The sequence below is a fragment of the Streptomyces sp. NPDC030296 genome (assembly GCF_055572815.1).
This window is the reverse complement of sequence record NZ_JBVICQ010000009.1, coordinates 137557-149969: the sequence shown is the minus strand read 5'-3', so window position 1 is coordinate 149969 and position 12413 is coordinate 137557. Positions and strand designations below refer to the sequence as shown.

The 12413-nt window shown below is 70.6% G+C and carries 5 protein-coding genes; 1 reads left to right on the top strand and 4 read right to left on the bottom strand.

The window, feature by feature from the left end; genetic code table 11:
- Positions 1–58: 58 nt before the first annotated feature.
- A complete protein-coding gene (locus ACZ4Z3_RS25870) occupies positions 59–1978 on the top strand; it encodes a glycoside hydrolase family 15 protein (RefSeq protein ID WP_468503239.1) in 1920 nt (639 codons plus the stop codon).
- On the opposite strand, the gene ACZ4Z3_RS25865 is transcribed toward ACZ4Z3_RS25870, so the two are convergent.
- The 4 genes from ACZ4Z3_RS25865 to ACZ4Z3_RS25850 all read right to left on the bottom strand — a co-directional run bounded on the left by ACZ4Z3_RS25865 (position 1923) and on the right by ACZ4Z3_RS25850 (position 12397).
- Complete coding sequence (locus tag ACZ4Z3_RS25865; RefSeq protein ID WP_468503485.1) at positions 1923–6425, bottom strand: aminotransferase class I/II-fold pyridoxal phosphate-dependent enzyme; 4503 nt, start codon at positions 6423–6425, stop codon at positions 1923–1925. The genes ACZ4Z3_RS25870 and ACZ4Z3_RS25865 overlap by 56 nt on opposite strands.
- 156 nt (positions 6426–6581) lie before the next feature.
- Positions 6582–7637, bottom strand: coding sequence for a UDP-glucose 4-epimerase GalE (gene galE / locus ACZ4Z3_RS25860; RefSeq protein WP_468503238.1), 1056 nt, complete (start codon positions 7635–7637; stop codon positions 6582–6584).
- A 1190-nt stretch (positions 7638–8827) separates the two neighbouring features.
- Entirely contained in the window at positions 8828–9565 is a 738-nt protein-coding gene (locus ACZ4Z3_RS25855) for a flavodoxin family protein (RefSeq protein ID WP_468503237.1), read from the bottom strand.
- 342 nt (positions 9566–9907) lie between these two features.
- A complete protein-coding gene (locus ACZ4Z3_RS25850; protein WP_468503236.1) occupies positions 9908–12397 on the bottom strand; it encodes a SpoIIE family protein phosphatase in 2490 nt (829 codons plus the stop codon).
- Between the last annotated feature and the right edge of the window lie 16 nt (positions 12398–12413).

Sequence of the window (12413 nt, the reverse complement as noted above, 5' to 3'; positions counted from 1 at the left end):
CTCCAGGATCGCCGTATCCTGGAAGAGCGGCAAAGCGTACGACGGCGTAATTCCGATCATGAGTACACCCATTGAGGATTACGCCCTCATCAGTGACCTCGAAACCGCCGCCATGGTCGGCAGGAACGGGTCCATCGACTGGCTGTGCCTGCCCCGATTCGATTCCCCCGCCTGTCTGGCCGCTCTGCTGGGCACGGAGAACAACGGATTCTGGCGGGTCTCTCCCGTCGCCCGCGGTCCCTGTACGCGCCGGACGTACCGCCCGGACACGCTCGTACTGGAATCGCGGTGGGACAGCGCAACCGGGTCGGTGCGGGTCACCGATTTCATGCCGCCCCGTACTCGGCTGCCGTGCGTCGTCCGCGTGGTCGAAGGACTCTCGGGTTCCGTGACCATGCGCAGCGAACTGCGGTTGCGTTTCCACCAGGGCCGCGTCGTGCCGTGGATCCGCGTCACCGACCGCTGCACCGTCGCCGTCGCCGGGCCGGACGCCGTCTGGCTGGACGCCGACGCTCCGGTGAGAGCGGCCGACAGCCACGACGGCGCGGTCCCCGCGGTCCGCGATTCGACGGTCCTCGACTTCACCGTCCCGGCCGGCCGACGGGTGGCTCTGACACTGGTGTGGTCGCCGTCGCATCTGGCGGAGCTGCCCGCACCGCTGGGCGTCCCGACGGAGACAATTCTGAAGGAGACCGGCGACTTCTGGCGGCGCTGGGCCGGCCGATGCCGCTATGAGGGGCCGTGGCGGGATGCCGTGGTGCGCTCGCTGATCACGCTGAAGGCGCTCACCTACGCGCCCACGGGCGGCATCGTCGCGGCGCCGACGACCTCGCTTCCCGGCTGCATCGGCGGCGAACGCAACTGGGACCACCGGTTCTGCTGGCTGCGCGATTCCGCCCTGACCCTGTCCTGCCTGCTGCGCAGCGGCTACCGGGACGAGGCGGCGGCATGGCTGGACTGGCTGGTGCGGGCCATCGCGGGAGACCCCGCCGACCTGCAGACCGTGTACGGCGTCGGGGGCCAGCGGCTTCTGCCGGAGAGCGAGGCGCCGTGGCTGACCGGTTACGAGGGGTCGCGGCCGGTCCGGTTCGGCAACTCCGCCGTGAGCCAGTTCCAGCTGGACGTGTACGGCGAAGTTCTGGACACGCTCCATCTGTCGCTGCGCGCGGGCATCCCCCTGCCGACGCACGTGTGGGGTCTGGTGGAGGCGTTGATGGGCCACCTCCACCGGCACTGGCGTGAGCCGGATCAGGGGTTGTGGCAGGTCCGCGGGCCGCAGCGCCAGTTCGTGCATTCCAAGGTCATGACGTGGGTGGCCGCCGACCGCGCCCTCCGGATGGGAAAGCTGCTCGGCAGGAACGGGTCCTCGGGCGACTGGCGGGCCATGCGGGACGAGGTGCACCGGCAGGTGTGCCAGGAGGGCTGGGACGTGGAGCAGCGGTCCTTCGTGCAGTCCTACGGCTCGTCGGCCCTCGACGCCTCGGCTCTGCTGATTCCCCGGCTCGGCTTCCTGCCGGCCTGGGACGAGAGGGTGCTCGGTACCGTCCGCGCGATGCGAAAACTGGATCACGGCGGGTTTGTGCGGCGGTACGCGCCCGACGGCCAAGGGGCGCACGACAGCCAGGGCGGCCACGACAGCCAGGGCGTGCACAGCGTGGACGGCATGCACGGTACCGAGGGCACGTTCGTGGCGTGCTCCCTGTGGTACGCCGACGCCCTCGCCGCGACCGGCCATGCGGAACAGGCCCGGGATGCCTTCGAGAGGGTTCTCGACATCCGTAACGACGTCGGTCTGCTCTCGGAGCAGTGGGATCCGGACGCGGGCCGGCAACTGGGCAACGCGCCGCAGGCGTTCAGCCACATCGCTCTGGTGGAGACGGCCTTCGCCCTGTCATCGCCACCATCCCCGCGTCCCCGTGGTCTCAGCTCATCTGCCGCAGGGCGAAGCGTTCCGAGAGCGCGCTCAACGTCTCGTTGAGCCGGTCGATGTCCTCGTCGGAGTGGAGCGCCGTGATCTGGATGCGGAAGCCGACACGGTCGTGAGGGACGAGAGGATAGGCCGCGAGCGTCACATAGATGCCGTGGTCCCACAGGAATCCGGCGACCGCTCCCAGGTCCGACGCGTCGACGAGCGGGATCTCGACGATCGGCAGCCCATGGACACTCGGCGTGTCCAGACCGAGGTCGAGGATGTGATCGAGCACCCGTACGGTCTTGCGGTGCAGATCGGCGCGGATCGCGTCCCCACGGCGGTCGTTGACCTCCAGACCGGCGAGCGTCGTGGCGAGGGAGGCGGTCGGCGAGGGGCCGGAGCACAGATAGGGAGCCGCGGCGGTCTTCAGATGGTTCTTGAGCCAAGTGGGCAGTGCGATGAAGGCCAGCATCGAGGAGTACGCGTTGGAGAAGCCGCCGACGAGCACGATGCCGTCGTAGGTCTCGCCCATGTGCCGGACCACGCCGTTGCCGCGGGACCCGTAGGGGCACAGCTCGTCCGCCCTCCGCTCCCCGATGACGCCGAAACCGTGTGTGTCGTCGATGTACAGCGTCGCGCCCCGGTCCCGGCAGACGCCGACCAGTTCGGGCAGGGCAGGCATGTTTCCGGTCATGCGGTCGACGCCGTCCAGGCAGACAAGCCGGGACCTGCCGGACGGTACGGCCCGCAGCAGATCGTCGAGCTGGTCCGGCCGGTCTGCGTGGAACCGCTGCAGCGTCGCACCCTGGCCCCGGGCCGACACACATCCGTCATACACCGTCCGGTGCGCCGTGGCCTCGACGAAAACGTACCCCTGGCCGGTGAGGACGGGGATCACCGAGGCGTGGATCAGGTTGGACGTGGGCAGCAGCAGCGTGTCCGGCGCCCCGAGCAGCCCGGTGAGCCTCTCCTCGATCTCGGGGTAGAGCCGTGGGCTGCCGAGCAGCCGGGACCAGCTGGGGTGCGTTCCCCAGTGCCGGACGGCGGGCTCGATCGCGCCGATGATCTCGGGGCCCCAGTCGAAGCCGAGGTAGTTGCAGGAGGCGAAGTCGATCAGCCAGTGATCTCCGCTGCGGATGTGCCGGCCGAGCACTTCGTCCAGGACCGCGTCGCTCATCGGGCTCGTCTGCCGCAGGTGCTCGAGGTCGCCCCAGCGTGGATCACGCCGTGTTCGCGGGGATTCGGCGGCGGTGGTTCCGGGCTTGGCCGTGCGCTCCTCGCGCTCCTCGTCCGCCGCTGTCCGGTCGTCCGCGCCCGGCTCGCCTCCGACGGGGGTTCCGCCCGGTGCCGTGCTCGCCCGCATGCCTCGGGGCCCCCGTGCCGCCGCGCCGCTGTCTCGCGGCGACGGCTGGGCTTCGTTGCTCTGCCGCAGGACGACCTCGCTCTGCGCCACCGTCATCGGCCGTGCGAACAGATATCCCTGTCCGAACCGGCAGCCGATACCGGCCAGCAGCTCGCGCTGGGCCGGCTCCTCGATTCCCTCGGCGATCACCTCAAGGCCGAGCGTGTCGGCGATGTGGACGATCCCCTCGACGAGTGCTACCTGCTGGGGATCCCGCGTGATGTCGTCGATGAACGTCTTGTCGATCTTGAGTACGTCGAGGGGGAATTCCCGGAGATAGCGCAGCGAGGAGAATCCGGTGCCGAAGGCGTCGACGGCGATGCGTACGCCGAGATCTTTCAGCGCCCGTATGAGCGCGTCGATCTGGTCGTCCCGCTGCATGAGCACCGACTCGGTGAGCTCCAGCTGCAGCGAGCCCGGGACCAGGCCCGGTGTGTCGAGCGCCTTGCCCACCTCGTCCAGAAAGCCCGCGTCCCGGAACTGGCGGGCGGACACATTGACGCTGAGGTACGGCGGCGCCGACTCCTGGGTCTGGTGCTGCAGGCGGGCGATGTCGGACGCGGCGTTCTGCAGGACCCAGGCGCCCAGCAGCGTGATGTGTCCGGTCTCCTCGGCAAGGGAGATGAACTGCTGCGGCGGGAGCAGACCGCGCCGGGTGTGCTCCCAGCGGGCCAGTGCCTCGAAGCCGACGACATCGCCCACCATGATGTCCACGACCGGCTGGTACCGCAGGGCGAACTCCTCCCTGGCGATCGCACGGTCCAGGTGCGCCTGCAGGTCGTGCCGTTCCATCATGCGGACACGCAACTGGGACTGGAAGCGGCGCCACTGGCGCTTCCCCGCGGCCTTGGCCGCGTACAGGGCCAGATCGGCGTGGGCCAGCAGTTCCTCGGCGTCCTCGCTGTCCATCGCCGTGGCCACGCCCACGCTGGCCGAGACGCTCACCGAATCCTCGGACAACTGGAAGGGCCGGTTGAGGGTATGGATCACCTGCGCGGCCAACAGCTCGGCATCGAGGGGTTGCTTCGCGTCCTCCATCAGCACCGCGAACTCGTCACCGCCCAGTCGCGCCGCGGTGTCGGTGCGGCGCAGCGTCTCCGACAGGCGCTCTCCCACGGTGCCGAGGAGCCGGTCGCCGACCGAGTGGCCCAGCGTGTCGTTGACGAGCTTGAAGTCGTCCAGGTCGATGAAGAGCAGGCAGGTGAGAGTCGACTCGCGGCGGCCGCGCAGCATCGCGCGCTCGGTCCGCTCCAGCAGCAGCGTCCGGTTGGGCAGGCCGGTCAGTGGATCGTGAAAGGCCCGCTGAGTGAGTTCATGCTCCAGTTGGCGCTGTTCGGTCACGTCCCGCAGCGTGACGACAGTGCCGTTGACGGTCTTGTCGTGCCGCAGGTCGCGGCACCGCACCTCCACCTCGATGCGACCGCTGTCGCGCAACACCCACCAGTGGTCATGAGCCTCCTGTCGCCCGCTGTCCCGCATGGCCGTCAGTGCCCGGTTCGCCCGATGGCGATCCCGGGGGTCCACCAGTTCCCGCAGCGCCGTACCGATCAGCCGGTCGATGCCGAACATGGCTTCCGCTGAGGGACTGGCATACCGAACGGTGGTGTCGTCGTCGACGATGAGGATGACGTCCGAGGCGTTGTGCACCAGTGTGCGAAAGTACGCCTCGCTCTCCTTCCGAGTGATCTCCTGCCGGAGCCCGATGCGTTCCGTCGCCAGCCCCGCGTGCGAGGCCAGGATCTCCAGCGAGCCGCGCATGTCGGTGAGCCGACGCTCGGGTCCCGCCACCAGCAGCACGCCCGGAAGCTCACAGCCGGCCGGCCGGTCGGATTGGATCATGGGGCACAGCAGTGCAGTCGGCAGATCACCGAGTTCGGTGGCGATGCGCGGCCCGAGCGCGGCGACGGGGACCATGAGCGTGTGGTGGAGGGCGAGGCCGTCCGGCCCGTCCTCGGGGGTCGCATCGGTGCCCGTGACGGGCCCGTCGCCGGGTCTGTCGGGGGACCGGTCCTGGAGCGCGTACAGGTCCTGGGCCTGCTCGGCCGACAGCAGCATGGACCCGTGCCGGACTTTCGGCCCGAACAGTGAGGTGACCGCCGTGTTGCAGGACTGCGCGATCTCCTGCGGTCTTTCCGCCGCCACCAGTGAAGCGGTCGCGGCGCGCAGCGCCAGCTCACGCGCCACGGCCTTGCGGTGGGCCACGATCATGCCCCCGAGGCGGAAGATCACCAACAGGAACAGGGCACTGGAGAAGGCCGCGAATCCCGTCGTGTCGGAAACGGTGCCCACCTGCCCCTCGTAGAGCAGGATCCCGGGCGCGATCAGTGTGGCCGCGGCGAGCAGCACGAGCCGGGGCCACGGCGGGCGCAGCGAGTGCGGCTGAGACACGGACGCGGTCAGCGCCGCCATGGAGGGGTGCAGCGCTGCCAGCCCCCACGCCGCGTAGAAGACGATCCAACCGGAGTCCAGCAGCGTGCCGGCCCGCCATGCCCCGTTGAGCTGGAGGATCCCGTAAGCGATGTCGAAACCGAGCAGCGTGACCGTGCCGAGGACGAGGAGCTGCACGGCGCGGTTGCCGCCGGAGAGCGGGGTGGGGGCGAGCAGCCGGGCCAGCATCGCCAGCACCAGTACGTCGCCGAGCGGGTAGGCGATGCTGATCGCGCGCTGCTGCCAGCTCAGGCCCTCCAGCCGCTCGGGCGGCCGCACGAGATAGACCCAGACCGGCAGGGCGAGTCCGGCGGTGATGATCAGCGCGTCCAGCATGCTGGGCAGGTCACGGTCCACCCAGCGGTACCGGACGAGACCGAACAGTCCAGCCGCCAGGAGTGGGTACACGGCGAGATGGCACGCGTCCGCCAGCGAGGGGAACGGATGGGGCGCGCGGAAGTACGCCTCCTGCGCGTTGCAGTAGGTATCGCCCGCGGACAGAGCCAACAGCCCGGCGGCCAGCATCCACCAGGGCCAGCGGTGCGCGGGCCGGTGGATGTGTGCTCCGGTGAGGATGGCGGCGGCACCAGCCAGCCCGATCACGGGCCAGAGCGGGGTGCGTGCCGCCGGGGTGGTCATGTACAGGCTGGTGGCGATCCCGACCAACGCGATGTACACGGCCATCAGCCGGTGGGCCAGCAGCAATGCCAAGCGCCTCCCTGCGTTGAAGGGCACCGGGCCGGGAACACGCGGCAACCTGTGCCTTTCCAGATCGTAGGCAGACGGGCGCCGGCCTGCATCTCGTCACCGACGTGGCGACGAACCCGTCGGCGGGCTGTCCTACCGCTTCAGGGTCGGCCGCCGGGCAGAGCCCGCGTAGCCGTGGGGGTTGAGCTGCTGGAACCGCCAGGCGTCCCGGCACATGTCGGCGAGGTCCCGGCTGGGGCGCCAGCCCCAGGCGCGCGTCACGGCGGTCGTGTCGGCGACGAGTTCGGCCACGTCGCCGGGGCGGCGGGCCGTGACCTCGTACGGAATGGGCCTGCCGCACGCCTCGGAGAACGCGGCGACGACGTCGAGGACCGAGCTGCCCATGCCGACGCCCAGGTTGTACACATACATGCCTGGTCCGTCGGCGAGGTGGTCGAGCGCGACGCGGTGGGCCTCGACGGTGTCCACGACGTGAAGGTAGTCGCGGATCGGGGTCCCGTCGGGCGTGGGGTAGTCGGCGCCGAACACGCGGACCCGCTCCCGTCGGCCGATGGCCACCTGGGCCACGTACGGCATCAGGTTCTCGGGAGTACGGCAGGGGTCCTCGCCGAGCAGCCCGCTGGGGTGGGCGCCGGCCGGGTTGAAGTACCGCAGGCACAGCACGGTGTATTCGGGGCACCGGCGGCAGACGTCGGCGAGGATCTGTTCGCAGGTCCACTTGGACGCCGCGTAGGGATTGGTGGGCCGGGCCGGGGTGGCCTCGTCCAGCAGTCCGGATCCGGCGTCGCCGTAGATCGAGCAGGAGGACGAGAACACGAGCTGGTGCACACCGTGCTCATGCATGACCCGGAGCAGAGCGGTCGTGCCGCCGACGTTGGTGTCGTAGTACTCCACGGGCATCCGTGTCGACTCGCCCACTGCCTTGCGCGCGGCAAAGTGCACGACGGCGTCCACTGAGTGGCGGTCGAAGACGGCCGAGAGGGCGTGTCGATCACGGATGTCCAGCTCATAGACGGCACCGACGAAACGGCCGGCGATCCGTTCCACGCGGGTGAGGACCTGCGGGGTGCTGTTGGAGTAGTTGTCCACCACGATCAGCTCGTAGCCGTGGTCGAGGAGTTCGACGCAGGCGTGACTGCCGATGAAGCCGGCTCCACCGGTGACGAGGACCGTGGATGGTGCGCTCATGGGCGTGGCTTCTTCGTGCGCGTGGCGTCGGTCCGAGTTCACCGCACCTCACCGGCCCGTGTCGGCGGCGTGGCCGGGGGGAAGCACGGCAGACCGGTGAGCGCCGCGATCGAGCCGAGCGTCAGTCCGGTGACGGGCGGGCGGGGGGAGCGGCGCGAAGGGCGTCGGACGGACGGCGCGGACCGGGTACGGACACCCGAGGACAGGGCTGCTGATGGTGATCCGGACGACGTCGAGGCCCGAGATCCGTGCAGGCCGACGCTCCACCCTGGGAAGATCCGCCGAAGCCGGTTCCTTACGCGTCATGGCGCGTCGCTCCTGAGTGCGTGACAAGCGAGCGACACCGTATGTTTACGGCGTATATATACGACTTTCCACCTCTTGCTCCCGGGCGTCAAGGGCTGTGAGGGGATGCATTGCGGGGGGAGGGCGCCGAGGCGGTCACGTCGCTTGTGTGCGGGTGTGTGGTTCACTCCGAAGCGGAGGGACGATGCGGCGAGGGCGGCGTGCTGATGGTGTCGTCCTCGACGGCCCACCTCGCCGAGGCCATCGCGCAGCCGTGCCGGAACCTCTGCGCGCGGGTGGTCGCGGTGGGGCAGGCCGCCGCCACGGCCGGCGTGCGCAACGACATCGAGACCGCGTTCGCAGCCGCCCCCGGTCACCCCGCCGACGGCCTGGTCCTGGTGGCCGACACCGGCGAGGTCTCGGCTCGGATCGCGCTGCCGACGGACCCCCGCCTGCGGCAGTGGGCGACCTTCGCCCGGGCTGAGCAGCGGCAGCCTCTCGGTGACACTGATCCCCGGCCTGGAGTCGGCGGACCTGCAGACGATAGAGCGACATCTTGCCCGGCCCGGCGGCGACTACTGGGATCTCAGCGTCGGCTGCGTCCCCGCCTGACGCCCCCCTCGTCCGCCCAAAACGTGGCCAGCCGGTACCGACCGAGGGCCTCCGGCAACACAGTTCCCTCGGTCACCGTTTCCAGTGCACCGCGCCGTGTGCCCCGAGCCGTGCGGAGCCTTCCCTCTGTCCCACGGATCCCTCACCTCTTCCTCCCACCCTGCGTGCTCCGGTTCTCCCGTAATACGGAGCAGGTCGGGCGGTGGATCGGCACGGCGGTGAATCTTGTGGCGGGCGGGGGGACGGACAGGCCGCGTGGGCGGCCGGAACCCTGGTGACCTGCGGCGAAAGGGTCAGCGGTGCTCGGGATTCTCCGCACCCGGGCGGCAGCCGGCGTCCCACTCGGTGCGCTGGTTGCCGTGGGCCGGCATGCCTCCGGCGCGCTTCAGCAGGGCCGCCATGTGCATGAGGTTCCAGGTCATGAAGGCGGTGTTGCGGTTGGTGAAGTCGTTCTCCGGTCCGCCCGAGCCCGGGTCCAGGTACGACGGCCCGGGCCCGGCCGCGCCGATCCAGCCGGCGTCGGCCTGGGGCGGGATCGTGTAGCCGAGGTGCTGGAGGCTGTAGAGGACGTTCATCGCGCAGTGCTTGACGCCGTCCTCGTTGCCGGTGATCAGGCAGCCGCCGACGCGGCCGTAGTAGGCGTACTGTCCCTGCTCGTTGAGTTCGCTGGAGCAGGCGTACAGGCGCTCGATCACCTTCTTGGTCACCGAGCTGTTGTCGCCGAGCCAGATCGGTCCGGCGACGACCAGGATGTCCGCGGCCATCACCTGCTCGTACAGGGCCGGCCACTCGTCCGTCACGAAACCGTGCTCGGTCATGTCCGGGTAGACACCGGGCGCGATGTCGTGGTCGACGGCGCGGACCTCGGAGGTGGTGACCCCGCGCGACATCATGATGGCCGCGCTCTTGTCGATGAGGCCCTGGGTGTGGCTGAGCTGCGGGGACGGCTTCAGCGTGCAGTTGATGAACAGGGCGGTCAGGTCGTCGAAACGGTACGGCTGGTCAGCGGCGGTCACCGAAGGAGCTGTCATGGGGTCAGCGTCTCGCGCGACATCCGATTTGTCCCACTCCGACGCACCGCCCTTATCTCACCTCAGCTCTGGCGCAGCGGTCCGAAGAAGGTGCGCAGGTCGGTGACGGGCAGGTCGGGGGCACCGTGGGCCGCCCAGTGGCTGCCGCGCTCGAATCGCGACCAGGAGGCGGCAGCTCGGGGTAGATGACGGGGCAGCCGCGCTCCGCGAGGGGGTGGCCGGCGCCGAGCATCCCGAGCACGCGAGCGGGAACGGTGGACGGAGGGACCAGTTCCGCCGGACAGCTGCGCCAAATGCCGGTGCCGCACCCCGCACCGTCACCCCGTCCCCCCTTCCGCGCGGTCAGCCGCAGGTGCCGTCCCCCTCCGGACCGGGCACGCGGATCATCAGCAGCGTCACGTCGTCGTCGTGGGCGGCCGGGTCCGGGAGAAGGGTGGTGATCAGCCGGTCCGCGGCCCCGTCGAGGAGTTCAGGGTCCGCGGGGGCGCCTTTCAGCGCCAGGTCGAGGGTGTGGGTGAGGACGTCGATCTGGGCCTCGATGTCGGTGCCCGGTCTCTCCACGAGTCCGTCGGTGTAGAGCACGAGGGTGCTGCCGGGCGGCAGCGGCTGGGTGGCCTCCTCGAACGGCACTCCGCCGCCCAGGTCGTTGACGCCGAGCGGCACTCCGACCGGGGTCCGCAGCCGGCGGGCGGCCCCGTCCGGGGGCAGGGCGATGACGGGCAGATGCCCGGCCGAGCAGAGGGTGACCTCCTCCGCGTCCTGGTCCATGACCAGGTAGACGCAGGTGACGAGCTGGTCGGCGAGGTCGCTGACGAAGGCGTCGAGGGCGGTCATGAGCCGGCTGGGCGTGGCGCCGGTGCGGGCCAGCGCGTGGGACGCGGCGCGCAGCTGTCCCATGACGGCCGCCGCCTCCAGACCCCGGCCCATCACGTCGCCGACGATGACGCCGGTGCGGCGTTCACCGAGGGGGATGACGTCGAACCAGTCCCCGCCGACCCCGGGGTCCTGGACGGAGGCCAGATAGCGGTGCGCGCTGGGCAGGTGCGGGAGGCGGGGCGGCTCCCCCATGAGGCTGTGCTGGAGGGTGTAGGCGATGTGCCGGTGCTGCTCGTAGCGCTCGGCGCGGGCGGCCTCCGCCAGTCTGCGCTCGGTGATGTCGCGCACGGTCAGGACGACCAGGGTCTGCTGTTCGGCCTGGAGTCTGCTGACGCTCACCTCGACGGGGAACTCGGAGCCGTCGGGTCGCTGCCCGTACAGCTCCCGGTCCACGACGGTCGGCCTGGGGTCGGGCAGACGCAGGTAGGCGCTCAGCAGGGCGCTGTGCCGTCGGCGCCGTGCGTGGGGCACGAGCCGGACGACGTCGTGGCCGACGAGGTCGCCGGGCGCGAGACCGAACAGGCGTTCCACCTGGGCGTTGGCCATGACGATGGTGCCGTCGCCGTCCGTGATGAGGGTGGCGTCGGGCGCGGATTCCAGGAGGGAGAGGAAGCGGCGCCGGGCCCGCTGGACCTCGCGCTGGGCCGCGACGCGTTCGGTGATGTCGGTGATCACACCGCACACGGCGTAGGGCTCGCCGTTCGCGTCGTTCAGCGGGAACAGGGAGCTGAGGACGTCACGTTGGCCCTCCGGCAGCTTGAGCAGTTCCTCGCGCTGCACGGGGGTGCCGCGGGCGAGCATGGCGAGGTCCGCGGCGCGCGCCTGACGTGCGAGGTCGGGCGGCAGGACGTCCGCGTCCCGCAGCCCCATCACCTGGTCGCGGGACAGGCCCGTGTTCGCCTCGAACGTCGTGTTGACGGCCAGGAAGCGGCCCTCCAGGTCCTTGATGAACACCACCGCCGGTGTGTGGTCCATGAAGGCCTGGAGGAGTTCGTTCTGTCGTACCTGCCACTCGGCACGGGCATGGGCCTCCTCGATGCGGCGGCCCACCGCCGAGGCCGCGAGGACGACCGCCGTGAACACGGCGACATGGCCGGCCACGAGGAACGCGGTGCCCAGCCGCGGACCGAAGAGGCCCGCGTCCTCGCCCTCGAGGACGCTCCAGCCGAGCAGGGGCGGTACGACGAGGACGGTGGCGAACAGCCGGCGCCCGAGGGCTCCGGTGGTACCCGCGTTCATCAGCAGTCCCGCGAGGCCCTCGTCCGGCCGGGTGAGGAACGCTGCGGTGCCCAGCAGCACCAGGGCGATCGCGGTGTGCAGGGCCATGCCGGTGTAGGGGCCGAACCGTTCCAGCTCGGTCACCGCGTAGATGGCCCCGTACAGCCGCAGCATGCCGAGGGCGAGAACGGCCAGGCCGGGGATCTGGCTGGTCCAGGCGGGTGCCCGGGGCGCGCTCGCGGACAGCGAGGCGCCACCCCCGAGCGTCAGGGCCGCGGCCGTGTTCGGTGACATCCGCCCGGGTGTACCGGTGCCGACCCCGGCGGTGTCGTCGTCGAAGAGGAGTTCGTCGAGACCGAATCCCGTCCCGGTCAGGTACTCGAGGCCGGTGAGTCCGCCGACGAGGAGGGCGGGCAGCGCGGCGACGCGGGCCGCGGCGAGGGTCCGCCCGCCGACCGGGCGGCCGGCGACCAGGAACAGGGACAGGCCGAGGGTCAGGATCGCCACGGCGGTGTTCGCCTTCATGGACACCTCGACGCCGGGCAGCGGGCTTTTCAGCACGTCGGCGTCGACGATCCATCCGGTCAGGCTCAGTGCTCCGAGCAGGGCGGCCAGCAGGGCGGCGATCCGGGCCCCCGCCCGGGCGGCGGTCAGGCCCCGGGCGTGCAGCGGCAGGCCCCCGGCCTGTGTCGCTCCACCCGCGCCGGGCGGCTCGGACGCCCGCTGCTCTCCCGTCACCGCGTACTCAACTCTG

What these genes read in the sequence shown, in the direction of transcription:
- ACZ4Z3_RS25855 (WP_468503237.1), bottom strand. Translation starts at nt 9,565, where the DNA reads ATGACAGCTCCTTCGGTGACCGCCGCTGACCAGCCGTACCGTTTCGAC.
- ACZ4Z3_RS25870 (WP_468503239.1), top strand. Translation starts at nt 59, where the DNA reads ATGAGTACACCCATTGAGGATTACGCCCTCATCAGTGACCTCGAAACC.
- ACZ4Z3_RS25865 (WP_468503485.1), bottom strand. Translation starts at nt 6,425, where the DNA reads ATGGCCGTGTACATCGCGTTGGTCGGGATCGCCACCAGCCTGTACATG.
- galE (WP_468503238.1), bottom strand. Translation starts at nt 7,637, where the DNA reads ATGAGCGCACCATCCACGGTCCTCGTCACCGGTGGAGCCGGCTTCATC.